At 38.6% G+C, this 23857-nt stretch carries 19 protein-coding genes; 16 read left to right on the top strand and 3 right to left on the bottom strand.

Annotated features, from left to right (window positions below):
* The first annotated feature begins 27 nt into the window (after window positions 1-27).
* Genes R3X28_RS05570 through R3X28_RS05595 form a run of 6 tightly spaced genes read left to right on the top strand, consistent with a single transcriptional unit; the run spans window position 28 to window position 6481 of the window.
* Window positions 28-996 (top strand): UDP-glucuronic acid decarboxylase family protein, encoded by a 969-nt coding sequence (locus R3X28_RS05570; protein WP_154369973.1) that lies wholly within the window; start codon window positions 28-30, stop codon window positions 994-996.
* A 27-nt stretch (window positions 997-1023) separates the two neighbouring features.
* Window positions 1024-2238, top strand: a complete 1215-nt coding sequence (locus R3X28_RS05575) for a glycosyltransferase (protein WP_317663144.1) — start codon at window positions 1024-1026, stop codon at window positions 2236-2238.
* A 9-nt stretch (window positions 2239-2247) separates the two neighbouring features.
* Window positions 2248-3405, top strand: a complete 1158-nt coding sequence (locus R3X28_RS05580) for a glycosyltransferase family 1 protein (protein ID WP_317663147.1) — start codon at window positions 2248-2250, stop codon at window positions 3403-3405.
* A gap of 1 nt (window position 3406) precedes the next feature.
* On the top strand, window positions 3407-4612 hold the full coding sequence (locus tag R3X28_RS05585; protein WP_317663149.1) for a glycosyltransferase: 1206 nt from the start codon (window positions 3407-3409) through the stop codon (window positions 4610-4612).
* Between the two features lies 1 nt (window position 4613).
* Window positions 4614-5252 carry an acyltransferase gene (locus R3X28_RS05590; RefSeq protein WP_317663151.1) on the top strand — a complete coding sequence of 213 codons (639 nt, stop codon included), beginning with the start codon at window positions 4614-4616 and terminating at the stop codon, window positions 5250-5252.
* A gap of 11 nt (window positions 5253-5263) precedes the next feature.
* A complete protein-coding gene (locus R3X28_RS05595; protein WP_317663153.1) occupies window positions 5264-6481 on the top strand; it encodes a glycosyltransferase family 2 protein in 1218 nt (405 codons plus the stop codon).
* Here the strand turns inward: R3X28_RS05595 and R3X28_RS05600 are convergent.
* Window positions 6478-7587, bottom strand: a complete 1110-nt coding sequence (locus tag R3X28_RS05600; protein WP_317663155.1) for a hybrid sensor histidine kinase/response regulator — start codon at window positions 7585-7587, stop codon at window positions 6478-6480. The two genes, R3X28_RS05595 and R3X28_RS05600, sit on opposite strands and share 4 nt — an antisense overlap.
* A 289-nt stretch (window positions 7588-7876) precedes the next feature.
* On the opposite strand from R3X28_RS05600, the gene galE reads away from it, so the two are divergent.
* On the top strand, window positions 7877-8908 hold the full coding sequence (gene galE, locus R3X28_RS05605) for a UDP-glucose 4-epimerase GalE (protein ID WP_282056348.1): 1032 nt from the start codon (window positions 7877-7879) through the stop codon (window positions 8906-8908).
* Window positions 8909-9563: 655 nt separating this feature from the next.
* Entirely contained in the window at window positions 9564-10394 is an 831-nt protein-coding gene (locus R3X28_RS05610; RefSeq protein ID WP_317663159.1) for a DMT family transporter, read from the top strand.
* A 53-nt stretch (window positions 10395-10447) separates the two neighbouring features.
* Here the strand turns inward: R3X28_RS05610 and R3X28_RS05615 are convergent, their stop codons facing one another.
* Window positions 10448-14245 carry a glycoside hydrolase family 2 TIM barrel-domain containing protein gene (locus tag R3X28_RS05615; RefSeq protein WP_317663161.1) on the bottom strand — a complete coding sequence of 1266 codons (3798 nt, stop codon included), beginning with the start codon at window positions 14243-14245 and terminating at the stop codon, window positions 10448-10450.
* A gap of 212 nt (window positions 14246-14457) precedes the next feature.
* On the opposite strand from R3X28_RS05615, the gene R3X28_RS05620 reads away from it, so the two are divergent.
* The 3 genes from R3X28_RS05620 to R3X28_RS05630 all read left to right on the top strand — a co-directional run bounded on the left by R3X28_RS05620 (window position 14458) and on the right by R3X28_RS05630 (window position 18425).
* A complete protein-coding gene (locus R3X28_RS05620) occupies window positions 14458-15195 on the top strand; it encodes an NUDIX hydrolase (RefSeq protein WP_317663163.1) in 738 nt (245 codons plus the stop codon).
* 84 nt (window positions 15196-15279) lie between these two features.
* A complete protein-coding gene (locus R3X28_RS05625) occupies window positions 15280-16104 on the top strand; it encodes a sugar phosphate isomerase/epimerase (protein WP_317664079.1) in 825 nt (274 codons plus the stop codon).
* A gap of 26 nt (window positions 16105-16130) precedes the next feature.
* The gene (locus R3X28_RS05630; RefSeq protein WP_317663165.1) at window positions 16131-18425 is read left to right on the top strand and encodes a glycoside hydrolase family 3 protein; all 2295 of its coding nucleotides are present in this window, start codon (window positions 16131-16133) and stop codon (window positions 18423-18425) included.
* Between the two features lie 94 nt (window positions 18426-18519).
* Here the strand turns inward: R3X28_RS05630 and R3X28_RS05635 are convergent, their stop codons facing one another.
* Window positions 18520-19200, bottom strand: coding sequence for a hypothetical protein (locus R3X28_RS05635; RefSeq protein ID WP_282056357.1), 681 nt, complete (start codon window positions 19198-19200; stop codon window positions 18520-18522).
* Window positions 19201-19476: 276 nt separating this feature from the next.
* Between R3X28_RS05635 and R3X28_RS05640 the strand changes: the two genes are divergently transcribed.
* From R3X28_RS05640 to R3X28_RS05660, 5 genes are all read left to right on the top strand, one after another.
* The gene (locus R3X28_RS05640) at window positions 19477-20979 is read left to right on the top strand and encodes an aminotransferase class V-fold PLP-dependent enzyme (protein ID WP_317663168.1); all 1503 of its coding nucleotides are present in this window, start codon (window positions 19477-19479) and stop codon (window positions 20977-20979) included.
* A 177-nt stretch (window positions 20980-21156) separates the two neighbouring features.
* On the top strand, window positions 21157-21789 hold the full coding sequence (locus tag R3X28_RS05645) for a Crp/Fnr family transcriptional regulator (protein WP_154369939.1): 633 nt from the start codon (window positions 21157-21159) through the stop codon (window positions 21787-21789).
* 316 nt (window positions 21790-22105) lie between these two features.
* Entirely contained in the window at window positions 22106-22447 is a 342-nt protein-coding gene (locus R3X28_RS05650) for a rhodanese-like domain-containing protein (protein WP_154369937.1), read from the top strand.
* A 57-nt stretch (window positions 22448-22504) separates the two neighbouring features.
* Window positions 22505-22777 carry a heavy-metal-associated domain-containing protein gene (locus tag R3X28_RS05655; protein WP_154369935.1) on the top strand — a complete coding sequence of 91 codons (273 nt, stop codon included), beginning with the start codon at window positions 22505-22507 and terminating at the stop codon, window positions 22775-22777.
* A complete protein-coding gene (locus R3X28_RS05660) occupies window positions 22774-23793 on the top strand; it encodes a DUF3365 domain-containing protein (RefSeq protein WP_317663171.1) in 1020 nt (339 codons plus the stop codon). The genes R3X28_RS05655 and R3X28_RS05660 overlap by 4 nt, the downstream gene beginning before the upstream one ends.
* Window positions 23794-23857 lie beyond the last annotated feature (64 nt).

Consider the following 23857-nt stretch of genomic DNA (forward strand, 5'->3'; position numbering starts at 1 on the left):
TGTCTCGACTTAGATAAAAAGAAAATTATGAAACGAATATTGGTAACAGGCGGCGCTGGCTTTGTAGGCTCACATTTGTGTGAACGTCTTTTAAATGAAGGCAATGAGGTTATTTGCCTCGATAATTACTTTACAGGGCGTAAAAGCAAGATTTCCCACTTAATGGATAACCATTATTTTGAATTGGTGCGGCATGATATTACAATGCCTTATTTCATTGAAGTCGATGAGATATACAATCTTGCCTGTCCGGCTTCACCGGTACATTATCAGCATAACCCGATTAAAACGATCAAAACTTCTGTCATGGGGGCCATTAACATGTTGGGATTGGCAAAACGAACAGGAGCCAAAATACTGCAGGCCTCTACAAGTGAGGTTTATGGTGATCCGGAAATGCATCCTCAGCCCGAACATTATTGGGGACATGTAAATCCGATAGGAACCCGTTCCTGTTACGATGAAGGCAAAAGATGTGCGGAATCACTTTTTGTTAACTACCACGATTCCAACGACGTTCTTGTGAAAATCATAAGGATATTCAACACATACGGACCTAAAATGGAGCCGGATGATGGTCGTGTGGTTTCCAATTTTATAGTACAAGCCCTTCAGGGTCAAGATATAACCATCTTTGGCGACGGTACGCAAACACGAAGTTTTCAATACGTTAGCGATTTGGTTGATGGTATGATCAAAATGATGGATACCGAAGATGATTTCATCGGGCCCGTAAACATCGGTAATCCTGTTGAGTTCACCATGTTGGAATTGGCGCAGAATATTATAGAGTTAACAGATAGTAAATCGAAGATTATCCACATGCCATTGCCATCGGATGACCCTACACAGCGCAAACCCGACATTACCTTGGCCAAGGAAAAATTGAAAGGTTGGGAACCAAAGGTTTCCTTGCGTTCCGGTTTGGTAGATACCATTGTTTATTTTGATGAACTATTAAAGGAAAAAGCGACCACAATTAAGGTCAATAATTAAATAATAAAACGCCTCAACACTTTTTCAATGGATTATGTAAAACTTCTTATTTCTACCATCGAATGGCTTTTGGCCCTTTATTTGGGTATCGGAGCTTTGTATATTTTCTTGTTTTCCTTGGCAGGTCTTTTTAGAAAGAAGACAACTATGGTCAAAGCACTTAAGTATACAAGAAAATATGCTGTTCTTATTCCGGGTTATAAAGAAGATGCCGTAATTCTGGATGTAGCGAAAAAGGCGTTGGACCAAAGTTATCCCCAATTTTTATTTGATGTGGTGGTCATTGCAGATTCCTTTAAGCCCGAAACCTTATCGGAACTGGAAAAAATGCCGATAAAATTGGTTGAGGTTGATTTTGAGGTGAGCACTAAATCCAAAGCTTTGAACAAGGCAATGAAAACCATAGGTGATGGGTATGATGTGGCTCTGGTCCTTGATGCGGACAATATCATGGAGCATGGTTTTATTGAAAAAATGGATCATGCTTTTGAAAACGGATTCAAAGTGGTTCAAGGGCATCGTGTAGCGAAAAACACGAATACCTCTTTTGCTATTTTAGATGCTATAAGTGAGGAGGTCAATAATCATATTTTCAGAAAAGGGCATCGAGCACTAAGACTATCATCGGCCTTAATAGGTTCGGGAATGGGTTTTGAATATTCTTTTTTTAAGCGAACAATGGCACAAGTGGAAGCTGTTGGCGGTTTTGATAAGGAATTGGAACTTAAACTTTTACGCAGCGGTGAAAAAATAGAATACTTGCACCATGCGATCGTCTATGATGAGAAAGTACAAAAAGCGGCTGTTTTCGCCAATCAAAGGAAACGTTGGTTATCCGCTCAATTCATTTATTTCAGAAGATTTGTAGGTTCCGGAATCAAAGAACTATTCTTAAGGGGCAATATCGATTTCTTTGATAAGGTTTATCAAATGATTGCTCCACCAAGGGTTTTATTGGCCGGAGTAGTTACACTTATCTCTCTATTCTATGCTGGAATTCATTTTTTGTTTCCAGTTGTTTCAGGGTTCATGGGAATACCTTATCAGTTTTGGCTTTTCACATTCTTAGTAGTGGTTTTCGCCTTCCTTATGGCCATTCCCAAGAAATTTTATTCTATAGATACTCTTAAAGCTTTATTGACTTTGCCTAAGGCTTTCGGGCTTATGTTTCTTTCCCTCTTCAAATTAAAAGGGGCGAATAAAAAATTCATTCATACCGAACACGGTACCATTAATTCGTAACAACGTGATATGAAAATAGGAATAGAGGGGCAACGCCTATATCGAAAGAAAAAGCATGGAATGGACATGGTGGCTTTGGAGCTTATCAAGAACCTCCAAAAAATAGATACCGTAAATGAATATGTGATTTTCGTAAAACCAGATGAGGACAATACGTGTATACCTTCAGCGCCTAATTTTAAAATTGTTGAGTTGGAATCCAAATTCGGCTATCCCGGGTGGGAGCAATTTGCTTTACCGAGAGCCGCTAAGGAAGAAGGCTGTGATGTATTGCATTGTACCAGTAATACCGGGCCATTGTTCTCTTCAGTACCTCTTATAACGACATTACATGATATAATTTACTTGGAAAGTATCAGTATTTTCAAAAAGGAAGGCACATGGTACCAGAAACTTGGCAATATGTACCGAAGATGGTTCGTGCCGGGTGTTATTAAGAAAAGTAAAAAAGTAATCACGGTATCCAATTACGAAAAGGACCGGATCAATAAATATTTCAATTTCACTGATAATCGCCTAACAGCCATTTATAATGGGGTTGGGCAACATTTTAAGCATATAACCGATGAATCGGTTTTAAAAGAGATCAAAGATAAATATGGGCTACCTGAAAAGTTCTTATTTTTTCTTGGCAATACCGATCCTAAAAAAAATACAAAGGGGGTGTTAGAGGCTTTCGGGCATTTCAACAGACGTTCTAATAAGGAATATACATTGGTCATGTTGGATTATGACGAGCAGGAACTGCAAAAACTGTTGCAATCTATAAGCATGCCCGAAATAAGGGAGCAAATTCATTTATTGGGGTATGTACCCAATACCGAACTTCCGGCAATCATTAGTCAATGCGAGATATTTTTATATCCGTCATTACGGGAGAGTTTCGGTATTCCCATTTTGGAGGGAATGGCATGCGGAGTGCCTGTTATTACATCGAATACATCTTCTATGCCGGAAGTAGCGGGAAAAGAAGCGGCTTTGATCATAGACCCCCATAACCCACAAGAAATCACAGCTGCCATAGAGACTTTGGTAGATGATAAACAATTGGCAAAATTGTTAGCGGAAAAGGGCATACTAAGGGCAAAGAACTTTTCATGGAAAGCCATGTCGGAAAACGTATTGGACTTGTACCAAGAGGTTTACCTAGAATTAAAAAAGAGCTGAGATGATAAAGAATAGGGATATCGTTGTTTTCGGCATACAGGCCTGGGATATAGAAATCGGTAGCAATTGTAAGAACATTGCGTTGGAGTTCGCTAAAAATAATCGCGTATTATATGTGAATCCGCCTTTAGATAGGGCCACGTTAAAACGCAATGCCGACAAGGAAAAGGTCCAGAAGCGAATTGCTATAAAAAATGGGGAACAGAATGCATTGGAAGAGATCGATACCGATTTATGGAATCTTTATCCTAAATCCTTGACCGAGTCCATAAACTGGATTCCATCACACACCTTGTTCAAACTATTGAATAAAAGAAACAGTGTAAAATTTACCAAGGATATTCAAGAAGCTATTAATGAATTAGGGTTTAAGGATATTATACTTTTCAATGACAGTTCAATGTTCTTGGGGCTTCACATCAAATCATTGCTAAAACCGGCCCAATATGTATACTACATGCGTGATTATTTGGTCAAAGTTCCCTATTGGGCGAAACATGGGGAACGTATAGAACCCCAAACCATTAAAGAGGCGGATATTGTGGTCAATAATTCCACGCTGTACGAAGAATACGGGAAAAAATATAATCCGAATAGTTTTATGATCGGTCAAGGGTGCGATGTTTCCCTTTTTAACGATGCGGATGATACCATAGTGATCCCTTCAGAATTCGAAGGTATAAAGAAACCCATCATAGGTTATGTAGGTTATCTGACCAGTATGAGGTTGGATATTGAGTTGTTGGAGTACATTGGCAAATATCACAATGAATGGAGTATTGTTCTAGTAGGTCCGGAGGATAAGGATTTTAAGAATTCGGAACTGCATCAAATGGAAAATGTACATTTTTTCGGGAGCAAGGATGAATGCGATCTACCGGCTTATGTAAAAGGATTTGATGTTGCCATGAACCCCCAAATAGTCAATGATTGGACCATTGGAAATTATCCAAGGAAAATCGATGAGTATTTGGCCATGGGAAAACCCACAATAGCGACTGCTACAAAGGCTATGGAGATGTTTTCCGACCATGTTTACCTAGGGTCTACCAAGGATGAGTATGTTCAGCTCATAAAGAAATCACTTGAAGAGAACTCAGAAGAATTAGAGCAACAACGAATTGCTTTCGCCAATAGTCATACTTGGGAAAACAATGTGATCGCTATAGCGAATGCCCTCAAGGAAACCAATATAATACAGTCTTGAAATGGGATTTAAGGATAAAATAAAAGGAAATTCCAATCTGAAAAAGTTCGTTCATTGGTTGTTGGTACCTAAAAACCAAGCAAGGCCAAGACGTTGGGTCAGTTGGTTCGTAAATCCGTTCTACCATAAAAAAGGCAAGGGCTCTTCCATTCGAAGAAGAACACGAATGGATGTGTTGCCATGGAATCCTTTCGAATTGGGAAATCAATCTACAATAGAGGATTTTTCCACCATAAACAATGGGGTAGGAGGTGTGTTTATCGGTAATCAAGTCCGTATAGGATTGGGGAATACCCTTATTGGTCCGGTAACGATTAAAGATGATGTACGATTGGCACAGAACGTTGTTTTGTCTGGCTTAAACCATAACTACGAGGATATTTCACAGCCTATTCACGCCCAAGGAGTTACAACTAAAATGATTACAGTAGGAGAGGCTACCTGGATTGGTGCTAATACAGTTGTTGTCGCCGGGGTCACCATTGGTAAGCATTGTGTCATAGCAGGTGGTAGTGTAATTACCAAAGATATACCTGATTATTCAGTAGCGGTAGGTAATCCGGCAAGAGTGGTTAAACATTATAATAGCCATTCAGGGGTATGGGAAAAAGTAAAGAATAATAAGCCTGTCTTGGTCTAAACAATAAATATATGGAAGTATTGAAATATTTGTTCTGGGTTTTTCTTTTCATCATTTTTTATTCATATCTGGGATATGGAATCGTATTGTTCTTGATTATTAAGATTAGACGAATCCTAGGTTTGTCAAAAGAATTTACTGGGAATACTGATTACGAACCAGAGGTAACCCTTTTTGTTGCCGCTTATAATGAAAAGGATTATTTGGACAGAAAGATTCAAAATTCGATAAATCTAGAATATCCGCAAGATAAGGTTACCCAATTATGGGTAACGGATGGTTCCGACGACGGTACTCCCGAAATATTAAAGAATTATGATGATATAAAGGTTTTGCATCAGCCTGAACGGGCTGGTAAGATTGCGGCAATGAACAGGGGAATGAAGCATGTAAAAACCCCTATTGTGATTTTTTCCGATGGAAATACAGATCTTGGAAAAGAGTCTATTAAAGAAATCGTAAGGTTATTCAGAAACCCCAAAGTAGGTTGTGTTTCCGGTGAGAAACGTATCTATGGAAACGATGCCGATAGTGCTTCTGGAGCAGGCGAGGGTATGTATTGGAAATATGAATCCCAATTAAAAAAATGGGATGCCGAACTATATTCAGTAGTTGGTGCCGCTGGTGAACTGTTCGCTATTAGAACCGAACTGTGGCAAGAAGTTGAAAAAGATACATTATTAGACGATTTTATGATTTCGCTAAGAGTGGCCATGTCGGGATATACCATTCAATATAATCCGAATGCTTTTGCTATTGAAACGGCTTCGGTCAATGTTAAGGAAGAGTTGAAACGTAAAATACGTATATCCGCAGGTGGAATACAATCTGTAGTACGTCTACGTTCCTTATTGAATGTCTTCAAATATGGGATCCTTTCTTTTCAGTATATATCGCATAGGGTCTTACGATGGACATTGACTCCCTTATTGTTATTATTGATTCTACCCATGAATTATCTTCTGGCAAAAAGCGAAGGATTATTGAATTTCGGAATGTATAGTTTTCTATTTTGGGGACAAATTGCTTTTTATGCCGCCGCCTTGTTAGGCTGGTTCTTAGAACATCGTAAAATAAGGCTGAAAGCACTTTTCATCCCTTATTACTTTTTTATCATGAACCTGTCCGTATACTTGGGGTTTGGGAGGTATCTAAAAGGAAACCAAACAGTGAATTGGGAAAGGGCGCAACGTGGGAAAACGGAAAAAATGGCCGTGCAAGATGCTTAGTTGGCCATTGGCATATCGAACGCAAAACGACTGCCTATTCCCAATGTACTCTCTACTGATAATTTGCCGCCGTTCTTTTGAATAAAATCTTGGCAAAGAACCAACCCTAGTCCGGTTCCGGCTTCTTGTTCGGTTCCTTCCTTTGAAAAATGGGCATTCTTGTCCATTATTTTTTCGAGCTCTTCAGGAGACATTCCTGTTCCACTATCAGTAACGGAGATAGACCATTTAGATTTATTTTGAGTAGCTGCAATTGTAATGGTACCTTTTTTTGGGGTGAACTTCAGGGCATTTGATAACAAGTTTCTTAGAATGGTCTTGAGCATATTCAAATCGGCCATAATAAAAGCGTCTTCAGGTACTTCGATATTAAATGCAATCTGTTTGTCATCCAAGGCCATTTTTATCAATCGCTCATTTTGTTCAACAATTTCCTTTAGGTTTATTTTTTCATCGATTATACTTAAGACACCACTTTCGGACTTTGCCCAATTCAAAAGATTGTCCAAGAGGTTAAAAGCCTCATCTGTTGTGTTCGCGAGGTTATGAATAGTTGAATCAACGAATTTTTTATCGGACGGGTCAATGATACCACGTAAGATAAAATCCAATTGCATTTTTATGGCACTTAAGGGAGATCGTAAATCATGGCCGATAATTGAAAAAAGTCGATTCTTGATAACAAGGTCCTGTTCAAGTTTTTGTGATTGTAGTTCTATTTTTTGTTTGGCCTTTACCAGGCTAACATGTGTTCGAATACGGGCAATTAATTCTTGCTTGTTAAATGGTTTGGTTATATAATCGACCCCTCCTAACTGTAGTCCTTTTATTTTATTCTCGGTTTGGTTTAATCCCGTTAGGAAAATAATTGGAACTTCTTTTAATACATGGTGGGATTTAAGATTTTCACAGAGTTCAAATCCGTCTAATTTAGGCATTTGAACATCAAGCAATATTAAATCCGGTTTCTTTTCTTCTAAAAGGGGAATGGCTTTTTCACTTTCTCGAATACCCAAAAAACCGTAATCCATAGAACTAATTACGAACCCAATGAGTTCAATGTTCATTAGCTCATCATCAACTGCAGCGATTAAGGGTTTTTTCATTTAAAAAATTATTGAAGAAATGTTGGGATTAAGAAGTGATAAAAGTAGGAAAAATAATATGAAAATATAGCGACGGAATTAACTTGTACGCCAAGGATTCATTTTAATGTACCCTACCACAGTAAATTGGCTTTTCACAACAATATTTTAAATTCTATTTTTTGTAGGATTATATTTACATTTTAAAATTCGGATATTTTTAAAAATTAAAATCCCTTATTGGAGGGATAGCTTAAAAAAAGCTTGCAATACGCTTGAATAACCAAATAAACAACCATAAAACAATAAAATGAAAATATTAGTCACAGGTGGATTGGGTTTCATAGGTTCCCATACCGTTGTTGCCTTGCAAAATGAAGGGTTTGAGGTAGTGATCATTGATGATCTAAGTAACTCCTCGGAAGATGTACTGCAAGGAATAAAAAAGATAACTGGAAAAGAAGCTATATTCGAAAATATCGATTTACGGGATAAATCAAGTGTTAATGGTTTTTTCAAAAAGTATACTGACATTGAAGGGGTAATTCATTTTGCGGCTTATAAGGCGGTAGGTGAAAGTGTGGCAAAACCCTTGGCATATTATGAAAACAATATTTGCTCCTTGGTTTATCTTTTACAGCATTTGCAGGATAAAAACCGGGCTAATTTTATTTTCAGTTCTTCCTGCACCGTTTATGGCCAGGCAGATGAAATGCCAATAACCGAAAATGCACCCGTAAAACCGGCCGAATCGCCATATGGTAATACTAAACAGATCGGGGAGGAAATATTGCGTGATACGTGCAATGTGAAAGAAGGGTTCAATGCCATAGCCCTAAGGTATTTCAATCCAATGGGCGCCCATCCTTCTGCTGAAATCGGTGAATTACCGATTGGCGTTCCACAGAACTTAGTGCCTTTTATTACCCAAACAGGAGTTGGACTACGCGAATGTTTATCCGTTTTCGGTGATGATTACCCTACAGAGGATGGTACTTGTGTGCGTGACTACATTCATGTTGTTGACTTGGCAATGGCACATGTAGTAGCCCTAAAGCGATTACTAAAACAAGAAAACGACACTAATTATGAAGTGTTCAATTTGGGGACAGGAAAAGGAAGTTCCGTTCTGGAGGTTATCCATAGTTTTGAACGCATTTCGGATAAGAAATTAAATTATAAGCTCGTTGACCGTAGACCGGGTGATGTCATCACCGCTTATGCGAGTACCAAAAAGGCTAATGATGTTTTAGGTTGGAAGGCGGAGTCTACACTGGACCAAGCTATGAAGTCTGCGTGGGATTGGGAACAGAAAGTACGTAAGTCCGTCAAAATCTCATAGTTTAAGATAAATGAAAATTCAAAAGCATTCATCCTTAGTTATTGGTCATCCACCGAAAGAAGGATTCCATTCAAAGTTGTTTGCGATTATTCCCCAACCCAATGTTCTACATTTGAATCAAATATTCAATGAAACATTATGGTTGATGATAAAATACATATACAAGAGAAAGGGTTTGTGCAACCCATTGGTACAAATGAAATACATCTTATTTGCGATATTGAAATTTCACACCATGAAATTACCATGAGTACCCTTATGCAATAATCTATCAGAAGTAGTTTCCCCAAATCTTACTGATAAAGACCAGTTCCTGTGGAGCTGGTCTTTCTGTTTGTTTTAAAATCAAATTTGAAGAGATAAATTATATGTAATTGAAGGTTAAAAGAGAGGTTTTCATTTTCATTCGATTATTGAAAGTAGGCTATTTTAAGATGTAACTAGGAAAAGTATTGGCTTTTTACCAAATATCATGTGCCTTTTTTAAAGGATAGTGGATGTAATAACGTGATTATGTTATAATTCCGAAATCTCGGGTAATTATCATACAAGTGGGGAATTTGCAGTAATTTTGAAGCTTATTTTCTATTCTCGTCCTTTGTTTTTCCCTATTTGAAACAAAAGGGATTGGGCTTATATCGTTCAAAACTAAACTGTGAAAAAAGCTATCCTTTATATGATTATCAGCACCTTTTCATTCACTTTAATGAATTCGGTGGTAAAATATCTGTCTGGCTTCCCGACTTTTGAGATTGTTTTTTTCAGATCCTTGGGGTCCTTTGTTCTGGGAACTACTTATATATTATGGAAAGGCATTGATATTTGGGGTAATAAAAGGTCATTAATGTTACTTAGATCAATTATAGGATTGACAGCCATGAGTCTTTTCTTTATGTCATTAAAGTATCTATCAGTGGGAACGGCCGTTTCCCTGCGGTATTTATCTCCCATATTCGCTACTTTTTTTGCCCTAATATTGTTGAAGGAAAAACTTAAGCCACTACAATGGCCCTTATTTTTCATGGCCTTTTTAGGCGTTCTTGTGTTGAAAGGATTCGATGGCGCTATTGATAATACAGGACTTGTTTTAATATTGGCCGCTTCGGTTTTCAGTGGTTTGGTTTATGTTGCCATTCGTAGGATAGGAAAAAGTGACAAACCAATTGTAATCGTAAATTATTTTATGTTCGTAGGAACGGTTATCGGGGGTGTTCTGAGTATATTCAATTGGAAAAATCCTGAAGGTAACGATTGGTTGTTGTTTTTAAGTTTAGGGATATTTGGTTTTTTTGGTCAGATATTTATGACCAAGGCATTTCAAGTTGCCAAAACCAATTTAGTGGCACCATTAAAATATATTGAAGTAATTTTTACCCTAACCGTAGGTGTTTTATGGTTTGGCGATGTATATACCATATGGAGTCTCTTGGGTATTCTTATGATTGTTGGGGCACTTGTCGCCAATGTTTTTGTAAGCAAGGATTGAACATTGTTTACTGGGATAAACGGACATAAAATTATAACGCTTTAATAAATCTACTATTTAGTAAATGGTTTTATTTTTAGTTTATAATGACCGCTTGTCGCTTTTTCACGATAGGTTTGTAACTGTCTTATAGCAGTGCCACCGACCCCTGAAACTTTATGGTCAATATTCAATATGATATTTGGTGATTCTTTTAGCTGATAGGTGTAAACAGCACGCGAGAGGTTATCGGTGTCATATTTGTGTAAACTGAAATTCAGTGGTAGATTACCCGAAATCAATAATCCATTTCCTTTTTCGTCACTAACTTTCAACCACCTAACATCGGTACGGTTGCCATAATCCTGGGGCAAGATATAAGGCACGTACATTTCATTGGCATTTGAATTATACACTCCGAATTTAGCCCCGGTCTTTCTATCGGGATAGGTTTCAAAAGGCCCTCTTCCGTACCAAGAAACTTGATTGAAGCTCTTTGGTAATTGAAATTGTAACCCTTCTTTTGGAAGAATATCTGGCATGGGGCCATGAGGGGTTATTTCTTGATCCAGTTCCAAGGTTCCGTCAGGGTATATTGTCCAGGTTTCATCTCGCTCAAAAGCAGAAACGTCGTTGCTTTGTTTTATCGAAGTATAAGGGTCTAAGGATGATGAAGACCAAATCTTCACTTTCACCCTAACTTCTTTAGGACTTTTTGTAATGTCAATAGAATCAACTAGGTTATGCAAATCGCGCAGCCCTAGAGTACGCAACTGATTATCTATGGATCTACCATAACCAGGGGTCATGTTCTTGCTAGGATATTTATAAGCTCCCCAAGGATCAACGTCATTTGCCAACGGAGCGCGCCATACCGTAAAATCCGGACCATTTTCCAAATACTCGGAGCCTTTAAACAAAAAGGACGTCCATTTGCCATTTTCCTTATTGAATATATAAGTGAAATCCTTGTTGTAGATCTTTATTTCCGTGCTACTTTCATTAAACTGTATTTTTTCTGAAACCGGTATTACCGATTCCGGTGTAAAAGCTTTTTTCAAAACGAATTGTTCCCAGGCTACTTCATGATTATCGGATGCCCAACTTACCTTTTCCTTCAGAGTGAATCCTATGGTTAAAATAAGCTCTCCTCCGCTCGATTTCGTTTTACATGGAATATTGATTTCGCTTGATTTTTGGGCAGCTAGGTCTAAGGAAAGGCTTCCGTTTTCAATTTCTTTACCATCTTCCAATAGGGACCAATAACCATTCAATTGGTTGAGGTTTTTAAAATGATGGTAATTGGTTATTTTAACCTTATATGTTAAAGCGTCAATCAGCTCGAAGCTAATAGGTTGACCAGATTTTTTTATTTGATGAATTTCAGGTTGTACGGTGCGATCTGGCCAAATTACCCCATAGCTTCTTCCCCCCAATCCAACAGCATAAAAGTCCTCACCTTTTGTATCAGTATCAAAATCCAATGCCAAAACGGCATCCTGTATGTTATTTTGTAACTGTAATAAGGAAACTGGGTGGTCAAAGATCCGAACATCATCAATGATCATGCTAGACATGCGTCCACTATATTCCCCTTGATCCTGTTTTTCGGCTTCCCTTCCTATACATAGTGGAAAAGCTGTGGTGGATATGTTTCCTGAAAATTGCGTTTGCGATACAACTTTTTCATCTACATATAATTTCAAATATTGGCCATCATATATCCCAGCTATATGGTGCCATTTATCATAAAAATCAGGTCCTACCTTTACTTTGGCCGAAACCCTATCATTGATCAAGTAATTAGTTGCATTTTTTGAATTCACATAAAATTCCAAGGTTTCTGAATCTCGCATTTGTATGCCATATTGCTCAATTCCTTTACTCAAGAACACATTGGTTTGTGGAATTTTCGAAGGCTTAACCCAGAAACCTATGGCAAGGGCCTTACCGGTAATATCAAGAGATGGGTCTCGATAAAACTCCACCCAATCATCATGTCCTGAGAACTGTAGACCTCTGCCATGATTTCCTTCAACAAAAGATGGTCTTCCCATAATTTGTCCATCATTCTTTTTGGGTGATTTATCTGGTAATGTCCAGCGAGGAGTGTTGATACCTGGGCTAACAAAATCCCAAATGGCTCCGCCCATTGATCTCGGGGAACGTCGTATTACTTCCCAATATTCATCCAAACCACCCAAGCTATTTCCTGTTGCCGCCAAGTATTCATCCATAAAAGAAGAGCGGTCGTCACCTTTGGGCAACATATCACCTTTTACAACATGGCGTAAACCTAAGGGGATGTAATATCGAGGCCCGACAATATCCTCAAAAGGGATATAGAAGGTGTTCCCTCCGTACATCCATGCAGGTCTACTTGGGTCTATTTCTTTTCCGGTTTCAATTACGGCCTTTATATTTTCCCCGCTCCCAGATTCATTACCGGCACTCCATATAATCACTGAAGGATGGTTTCTGTCCCTATACACCAATTTCCTGCTTCGGTCTTTGTACATCTCTGTCCATTTTGGATTTTCGGACAGCTGAATATTGGCATGGGCCTCATCGCCAACTTCATCTACCATATAGATTCCCAATTCATCGGCAAGGTCTAAATACTCCGGGGTGGGAGGGTAGTGGCAGGTTCTTACACAATTCAGGTTGAACCGTTTCATGATTTCAAGATCTTTTCTAAGGGTGGCGATCGGCACGGCCTGACCTTTTTCCGGATGATGCATATGACTGTTTATGCCATTGAGTTTGATCGGTATACCATTTACCGTTAAGACATTGTTTGTATACTGCACTTCTCGGAAACCAATTTTTTCAGAAAAGGATTCTAACAGCTTACCGTCGTTATCTTTTAAATTCACTAAAAGGGTATAACGATTCGGCATTTCTGCCGACCATTTTTTAGGATGTTGAACCTTTACGGCAATATCTATTTTTTCCGATGCGTTTGGATGCACGTTCAAGAGACCTGATTTGGCCTTTCTTCCAAGGATGGAGTTGTTATTGTCATCAAAGACATCGATTTCAAGTTGTATTTTTCTTGCGGTATCTTCTAGGTTCCCAATAATTGTTGATAGGCTTAGGGTAGCGTTTTCGTATGCCCCGTCCAGATCGGTAACCACATAATGGTCCCGGATCATGGTTTTGGGTTGGGCGTATAGTTTAACATCCCTGAAAATCCCCGATAAGCGCCACATATCTTGATTTTCCAAGTAAGAACCATCACTAAACCGAATGACTTGTACGGCCAAAATGTTCTTACCGGTTGTAACAAATGATGAAATATCGAACTCTGCAGGTTCAAAACCACTCTGGTTATATCCAACACGTTTTCCGTTTATCCAGATATAGGAGGCCGATTTTACACCTTCAAAACGTAATTTTATATTCATGCCTTCCCAAGTTTCGGGAATATCAAAAGGTTTACGATAGCAGCCAACGGGATTATAATAAGAAGGTATATGGGGAGGGTCGCTCTCAAAGGACAAACTGATATTTCTGAATTTTGCATGTCCGTAACCTTCCATTTGCCAGTTACTTGGCACCTTTATTTTATCCCACTCAATGGTATTGAAACTTGGAAGCCAAAAACCTTCAGGAACTTTATCTACTGTGGCTACCCATTTAAAATCCCATTCGCCATTGAGTAAATGATAGTTTTTACTTTCCGAGGGATCATTTTTTAAAGCTGCCGATTCTGTGTCAAAGGAAACATGGAATGCGTGGGGTGCCGTTTGTCCTTTCTCGAAAATAGAAGGGTCTTGCCAGTCATTAGGAGAAAATAGTACCTCTTGGGAAATGACCATTGCAGGAACAACAAACAAAAGAAAGATGGAAATGGATATGGTTTTGTTCATTTCTTAAAGGGATTGGTATGGATTAAGTTTTAATAGGGTCTGGTGTCCTGTAAAGTTAAAATAATGATTTGATTATAGGTTTTAATATGACTGGTAATTCTATAAAAAGGGCAGTTAAAATCAAAAAACAAACAAGATTATTTGTTTATTGTCTCATTTAGTGACAATAATACTTTGTTTTATGGAAGTTTTGTCTTTAATTTGATAAGGTTATGGCAGAAAAAATTAAAATTGAATCGGAAATAACTGAAAGTAAGAAGTTTATACCCAACCTTTCTTACGATTCCGTCATTTTCGGTTTTAATGGTAAGCAGCTGAAAATATTGATTTTAGAATATCATAACACCGGTTTTTTTGCTTTGCCAGGTGGTTTTGTCAGACGAAATGAAAGTTTGGATGATGCCGTGAAAAGAGGAGTGAGGCACCGTACCGGTTTAGACCGGATTTACCTTGAACAGTTTCATACCTTCGGGGACATAGAACGCTCCGATTCAGAAGCCATGATGCGCATACTGGAAGAGAATGGAATGGATCTGAAGACCAATCAGTGGATGTTGGATAGGTTTCTTACCGTAGCATATTACGCTCTTATTAATTACGATGAGGTGACACCTAGGCCCGATAAGTTGTCGGATAGTATAAACTGGTATTCTATCGATGAATTGCCTGCATTGATGATGGATCATAAAAAAATCGTAGAAAAAGCATTGCAGGTATTGCGCGAAAATTTGGAAAAGAAATTGATAGGCATGAACCTTCTGCCTCCCAAATTTACCATGAAACAATTGCAACAGGTTTACGAGGCCATTTTGGGTGAAAATTTGAGAAGGACTACTTTCCAAAGGCGTATTTTAAGTATGGATATCCTTGAACGGCACGATAAGTTGTTTCAGGGAAAAGCCCATAAAGCGCCATATCTATATAGTTTCAAATCAGAAAAAAATATTTAAACTAGAATAATCAACTTTAAAACAATTACTAATATGAAAAATTTAAGACTGAATAGTAAATTCAAGGGATTATTGCTTGCCTGTATGCTTTTTGGGGTTCTTACGACCTACGCCCAGGAAAAATTTGGCGGATTGGCGCTCTATACCGTACGTGATGCCATGGGAGAGGATGCCAAGGAAACCCTAAAGGCCGTGGCCGATGCAGGATATGAAAACATTGAGGCTGCTGGCTATTCCGATGGTAAGTTTTATAATATGACACCTTTGGAATTCAAAGCTTTTGTAAAAGAACTCGGGCTTAACCCTATCAGTACCCACCAAGGTTCGGTTACTTTGGATAATGCCGATGCCATGATGGCCGATGTAAAAGCGGCTGGGTTTAAGTATTTTGTGGTACCGGTACCTCCTATGGGCCTGTTTAAGGTTGATAAGGAAACTAGAACCATGGGAATGTCCGGTGGGGCAGAGAATTTGGCCAACATACTTACGACACTTGGGAAAAAAGCTAAAAAAGCCGGACTTAAATTGCTTTATCATAATCATGATTTTGAATACAAAAAAGATGCCGATGGCATAATACCCATTGAATATCTATTGGAAAATTGCGATCCTAAATATGTAAACTTTCAAATGGATCTGTATTGGGTCACCAAAGCGGGTGCCGATCCAGTCGCTTATTTCAACAAATACCCTAAAAGATTTAAAATCTGGCATGTTAAGGATATGGATGATCAAGGAAGGTTCGCCCCTGTAGGTAACGGCCATATCGATTTTGCAAGGATTTTGGCGAACAAGAAATTATCAGGTATGAAATACTACATGGTAGAACAAGATAAGACCTTTAATATGGAACCACTTGAAGCCATAAAAGTTAGCCATGAAGGGTTACAGAAGATTGGATTTAAATAGGCCGGTAAAATCTTTAAAATAGATATATGTGTCAATACAAAAGAATTTACGCCATAGGAATTTCTTCGATTCTACTTGTTCTGGGCAGTTGCGGAAATAATTTCACCACAGAACAAAAAGACGGTTATGTAAGTGTTAAGAACAAAGGCGTAACAGAATTGGGGTATACCCCTGAATCCGGTGTTACCCTTTTAACGGTAGATAAATACGCTTTCAAAGACTTGAACAAAAATGGAGGGTTGGATCCTTATGAGGATTGGCGTTTATCCGCTGACGAACGGGCAAAGGATTTGGCTTCCAAGATGACTTTGGAAGATATTGCCGGTCTCATGCTTTACAGTTCCCACCAATCAATACCTGGTGCAAGTCATGGTTTTGGTTCATCAAACTACGGTGGTAAACCCTTTCCTGAAAGCGGTGCTAAAGCCAGTGATCTTTCAGATGAGCAAATGAAATTCCTAAAAGAAGATCATTTGAGACATGTTCTAATTACTAAAGTGGAAACCCCTGCAATTGCTGCTCAATGGAATAATAATGCTCAAGCTTATGTTGAGGGCATTGGTTTTGGTATTCCAGTGAATACCAGTTCGGACCCTAGGCATGGTAGTGATTCATATGCTGAATTCAATGCAGGCGCTGGTGGGGCAATTTCAATGTGGCCGGGAACGCTTGGTATTGCGGCATCTTTTGACCCAATGTTAATGCAAAAATTTGGTGAAATAGCATCTAAAGAATATCGTGCCTTAGGCATTGCTACCGCTCTTTCACCCCAAATAGATTTGGGAACCGAACCCCGTTGGAGCCGCTTTGATGGCACCATGGGTGAAGACCCCGATATGGCAACAGATATGGCAAGGGCATATGTAGACGGTTTCCAGTCTAGTGAAGACGGGGATTGGGGACTTGAAAGTGTCAATGCCATGGTAAAACATTGGCCAGGTGGCGGACCGGAAGAAGGAGGTAGGGATGCCCATTTTGGTTATGGGGCATATGCCGTTTATCCTGGAAAGAACATAAAGGATCACATGCAAACCTTTATCGAAGGAGCATTTAAATTAGATGGGCCTACCCAAAAGGCAGCTGCGGTTATGCCGTATTATACCATTTCATCCGGTGAAGGTGAAAAGGTTGGGAACGGCTTCAATAAATATTTGATCACTGATGTATTACGTGGGGAATACGGCTATGATGGTGTATTATGTACGGATTGGGCTATTACTAGGGATATTTCCGCAGTGGACAAGTTTGAAGGCAAAAGTTGGGGTGTAGAAACCATTTCAGTAGCAGAGCGGCATTATAAAGCTATCGAGGCAGGTATGGACCAATTTGGCGGGAATAATGCTATGGGACCCATATTGGAGGCCTATAAAATGGGTGTTGCCGAGCATGGGGAAACTTATATGCGTCAACGATTTGAAGCTTCTGCGGTACGTTTACTAAAGAATATTTTTAGGGTAGGCTTGTTTGAAAATCCCTATTTAGAGATTACGGAAACAGAAAAAACCGTAGGCAATCCGGAATTTATGACGGCTGGTTTCGAAGCTCAATTGCGTTCAGTGATCATGCTTAAAAATCAAAATAAAGTACTTCCCATTAAGACTAAAAAGAAGGTTTTTATTTCAAAAAGATATATTGCACCAAGTACCAATTGGTGGGGTGTCGTAACACCGGAAAAAATCGAATCACCTTTTAACAATGAGGTCGTGGCCAAATATTTTGAAATAGTAGAAAGTGCCGATGAAGCTGATTTTGCCATGGTGGGTATTAATAGTCCCGATGGTGGTGTTGGTTATGATAAGGCCGATTTGGACAAAGGCGGTAATGGGTACGTACCTATTAGTTTACAATATAGTCCTTATACGGCAACCCATGCCAGGGAAACAAGTTTGGCAGGAGGTAGTCCGTTTGAAGATTTCACCAATCGTTCGTACAAAGGTAAATCGGTAAAAACCAATAATACCACGGATATGGCTTTGGTCAATGATACAAAATCAAAAATGGGAAATAAGCCGGTAATCGTAGTAGTTCACGTTTCGAAACCTATGGTCTTTTCTGAAATAGAGAAGAGTGCAAGCGCCATTTTGATTCACATGGGTGTTCAGGATCAGGCTTTATTAGAAATTATTTCGGGTAACATAGAGCCTTCGGCATTACTTCCTTTTCAAATGCCGGTTGATATGAAGACTGTTGAAACCCAATTCGAAGATGTACCAAGGGATATGGAACCTTATGAAGATGCCGATGGTAATCTTTATGACTTTGCATTTGGCTTAAATTGGAGCGGGGTAATTAAAGATGATAGAGTGGATAAATACAAATGACTTTGACTACCAGTTTAATTAAAACCTAGATTTTCATTGCAAAAAAAGTCCCGAAGAAGTTTTCGGGACTTTTTTTAATAGGTATATAAAAGTTCTAATCCTTAACATCTGGAAGGTTTATGCCTTTGGTCAATAAGGTTGATCCCATTAACACAAGCCAAATAACCTTAACATGGAATATGGGCTTATATATTTCAAAGTTATCAGGAATGCCCATTATAATGCCCATAGCGGCAATTCCCATAACAATGGTCAACCAACCTAATCCTTTGTTCAAGATATTCCATTTTACAAATGCCGACCCTAAAATAACCAGTCCTACACCGGAAAATACACGTCCAAAACGAACAAAACAGGTTACATAATGGTTCGTAAATAGTAATCCATCCATAATCTGTTGGGTCTCTTCGGGTGTTTTGCCCATTGTATTACCAACACCCCAGGCTCCAAATGTATAATAAAAAGCGGCTGCTATCGCCAATGTAAAGGTACCGACGATTATCATTCCGGTTCCAGGGTAGATCAATACACGATAAGGTTTCTTAGTTGCTATTCCGGTCAATGCGAACATGGCAATGCCCATAATTACCCATCCAAAGATATGTACACGATATAACCATATCCATGTCCATAAGTTTTTATTGATCTCTTCAAAGTCAGAAGCCACAATATATTCACCCAAATGATGGGGCGAAAAGAACCATCCCCCCCATAGCAATATGGCCGATACGATAAAGGCCCATCCGATAATCTTTGTTTCGAAATCTTTTTTCATAATTCTTTATTTTGATTTCTTCAATGTATTGGAAACAGTCCTTTTTATTTGTAACATTTGTTACATTCTTTTATTTAATTAGCATAATTTCAGTGTTTTAGGTTTCATTTTAATATGAAAATCATAATATTGGTTGCATTTTAAAGGCATCAAAAAGAGACATTAAAAGTGTAGGTGAAAAGTTTTACCTATTTTTAAAATGCTATTGGTATTTTTGACTTTTTAATCTATCAAATAATATAAAGGAAATTTACCTATCAATCATTAATATGTGTCATGGGAAGAACAGCGACCAGTGCAAAGCAAACAACTTCGGGATTGGAAGAATACTTTCAACAATTTAGGTCACATATAGTTGGGGTAGGGCAATCTTTTTTATCCCCCTATGGAGAACAGAAGATACTATACGCGGATTGGACGGCAAGTGGAAGGCTGTATGGTCCTATTGAGGATAAACTAACGGGAATTATTGGTCCTTTTGTAGCTAATACCCATACGGAAACTTCTTTTACGGGCTCGGTGATGACCATGGGTTACCATGAAGCACGCAAAAAAATAAAGCAGCATGTAAATGCGAATTCTGATGACGTATTGATTACGGTAGGTAGTGGTATGACAGGTGCGGTGAATAAATTTCAACGTATTTTAGGTCTAAAAGTATCTGAAAACCTGCGCAAGCATACCGAGATTCCTGAAGAATTAAGACCTATTGTCTTTGTTTCACACATGGAACACCATTCTAACCAGACCTCTTGGTTAGAAACCATCGCCCAGGTTGAAGTGATACCCTGTAATGAAGAAGGACTTATTTGTTATAACAGTTTTCAAGACTTATTGGCTAAATATTATGATCACCCACTAAAAATAGCTTCAATAACAGCATGTTCCAATGTTACAGGCATACAGACCGATTATCATAGGATCGCAAAGATGATACATGCCAATAATGGACTTTGTTTTGTGGATTTTGCTTGTTCGGCGCCCTATGTGAATATTGATATGCACCCTGAAAATGAAGAGGAATATTTGGATGCCATCTTTTTTTCTCCGCATAAATTTTTAGGAGGGCCGGGCTCCAGTGGGGTTCTGGTATTCAATAAAAAGTTATATAAAAACCTTATTCCCGACAACCCGGGAGGAGGCACGGTTACTTATACGAACCCTTGGGGAGACCATGATTATATAGATGATATCGAAACTCGGGAAGATGGGGGGACCCCTGGTTTTTTACAGGCCATTAGAACGGCATTGGCTATTCGGTTAAAGGAGAAAATGGGTGTGGAGAATATCCATGCTCGTGAAAATGAGATGAATAGCCGAATTTTTCAGCAGTTGGGTAAAATTAAAAACTTACACATACTTGCCGAAGAACATAAGGATAGGCTGGGTATTTTTTCGTTTTATATTGATGATGCCCATTATAATTTGATCGTTCGGCTTTTGAATGACAGATTCGGTATTCAAACAAGGGGAGGGTGTTCATGTGCCGGAACTTATGGGCACTTTCTATTGCATGTAGACCAATTGACCTCAAAAGCGATCGAAAAAATGATTTTGGAAGGTTGTTTAATGGAAAGACCAGGTTGGATCCGAATGTCCATTCACCCTACAATGACCAATCACGAAATTGATTTTATCTGCGACGCGATTGCTCAAATAGCCCAAAACCATAAGGAATGGAGTAAGGATTATACACATAATCTGGCCAAGAACGAATTTGAACATATAAAAGGAAACCAAAATGAGCAAAGTTTGGTCAACTCCTGGTTTAAGGATTAGGGTACATTTTTAAGAGTTGAATCTACAGAATTAAAAGCTTTTCAGTTTTTTTATAAAATTCTACCAAAAAATCAATGGATTTTTAAAAAGTAATCGGGTTAAAGGTTTAGAATTTAAAATTAGAGGGTTATTTTTGATACGCTCCTAGTGTACAATTTAAATCTCGGCAATAATCGTATGATTAAAGAACTGCAAGCGAATTACGGACATATTTTTGAAGAGGAATTAATCAATGAAATTAACCAGACAGGAACATATAGAGAGGTTCATGAAGGTCATAAACTCATGGAAATCGGCGAATATGTAAAGTCTATGCCCTTGTTGATTTCCGGTGTCATAAAAGTGCTACGTGAGGATGGTGATGGCGATGAATTATTGTTATATTTCTTGGAACATGGCGATACTTGTGCCATGACCCTCAACTGTTGCATGGGGCACACCAAGAGCGAGATCAGGGCGATAGCGGAAACCAATGCCAAATTGATCATGATCCCTATACAAAAAATGGAGGAGTGGTTGGCGAAGTATACCAGCTGGCGAAATTTTGTTCTACTTAGCTACCACAATAGATTGAATGAGATGTTAGAGACCATTGATAGCATTGCTTTCTTGCGGATGGATGATCGTCTTTTAAAATATTTAAGGGATAAGGCCAGAGTAACCAATGATAACGATATCAGTACCACTCATCAACAAATTGCCTATGAATTACATACTTCCCGGGTTGTAATCTCAAGATTATTGAAAAAACTTGAAAACTTGGGAGAGATAGAACTTCATAGAAATCAAATTAGGCTGGTTAACATTTAAAAAACGTAAGTTCTTCATTTTTTTGATAACGCGGTTTTGAATAAGCTCGGGATAAGCGGGGTGAGATCAAGGTAACGGATGCATATTGTAATGAACTTTGTAACCTATGTTACTTAATAACCGGGGAAACGATTATACTTTTAACTCATTGGTATTTTAGACCTTTTGTAAGGTTGTAGAACTCGTTTATAAGGTCCTATAATCATGTAGAAGTGCCTATAAAAGCAGTTAGTTGATAGCAAGGGAGGGACACATTCATTACTGTCGTTCCCTTGTTTTAATCTGAATCGGAATCGATTCATTAAAAAAGAAACAAATGTCATTTTTAAGTTCACTCTTTGGGGGAAAAGCCCTTGACCCGGATAAGTTCAAAGTACTTGATGCAAAAGCCTTTAAATCGGCCGTAAAAAATAAAAAAGTTCAATTGGTAGATGTTCGTACACCTGGAGAATATAGGGCTGGACATATTGGAAAAGCCGTGAACATAGACCTTTTCCAGAGGCAAAGCTTTAGGTCTTCTTTTGAAAAATTGGATAAGGGCAAACCTGTTTATCTGTATTGTAGATCAGGGGCCAGAAGTAGAAAAGCGGCACGCAAAGTTTTGGATATGGGGTTCGAAAAAGTATATGATCTTAAAGGAGGTTATATGCAATGGTGATAAACCCATTTATCCTAATGTTAAAAGATTAAACAACCAAACTAAATAATTTCAGCAATGAAAAAAACGATTATAGTTCAGAACTTGAAATGTGGCGGATGCGCCAGAACCATTACCAATAAACTGTCCGAATTAGAGAATATTTCAGAAGTAACGGTTGTACCCGAAGACTCTTCCGTAACATTTACCTATGGTACGGCGGATGATCTTTCAAAAGTCGAGGATAAACTTCAGCACTTGGGGTATCCTTCCATTGATAGTAAAAACACCCTGGCTTCTAAGGCAAAATCTTTTGTAAGTTGTGCTACGGGTAAAATGGCGAAAGAATGAAAACACTATATCACATTGCCATTATCCTCTTGTTTTTCGGTTGCAAGGATGCGAAGAAGAATGAGACGACCGCAATAGATAACGCCCCCGAAACAGCAACCATGATTTCCGACCATCCAGGAAAGAAAATCATGGAAACCAAATGTTATGCGTGCCATGATTCGACCACTCCTGAAGAAAGTCGATTGGCACCACCTATGGCAGCCGTTAAAATGCGATACCTAATGGGTGTTTCGGACAAGAATGAATTTATAGATGATTTTTTGGATTGGGCCGATAAACCAACATTGGAAAAATCGAAAATGCCGGGAGCCGTTCAACGATTTGGCGTAATGCCCTATTTGCCATATCCCAAAGAAGATATAAAACTCATAGCCGATTATCTTTATGAAAACGATATTGACCAACCAGAATGGTTCGAGGAACATTATCAAAAGAACCATGGCAGGGGCCAAGGTATGGGAAGGGGAATGGGCAATGGTAACGGAATGGGTAGACAAATGCGTATGGGTACCGGTCAAAATATTATCGATTATAATGCCTTGGGTATGAAATATGCCCTTTCGACCAAGGCACAATTAGGTAAAAACCTGATAACGGCAATTGAAAAGAAAGGAACTGTGGGTGCTGTTGAATTCTGTAACGTTAGGGCCATTAAATTAACCGATAGTATGGCAACGGTTCATGGAGCAAAAATAAAAAGGGTTTCCGATAAACCTAGAAACCCTGATAATATGGCAAATTCCAAAGAGCTTGGGTATATCACGGCCTTTAAACAAATGGTTGCAGATGGTAAGGATATCAGTCCCATGATAGATGAAATAAATAATGAAGTGCATTTTTATTATCCCATAACCACGAATACCATGTGCCTTCAGTGTCATGGTGTGCCTAACCAAAAAGTGACAGGGGAAACCTTAAGTACATTAAAGGCTTTATATCCTAAAGATCAAGCCCTTGGCTATAATGAGAATCAAGTAAGGGGCGTATGGAGTATTGTTTTTGATAAAAAGTAACCTTAACGCTTTTAATACTTAAATAATAGATTTAATTTCGATTCGGATTTCCATTATTGGGTTA

Origin of the sequence: Maribacter sp. TH_r10 (genome assembly GCF_033101095.1) — a bacterium.
Lineage (GTDB): Bacteria > Bacteroidota > Bacteroidia > Flavobacteriales > Flavobacteriaceae > Maribacter_A > Maribacter_A luteus.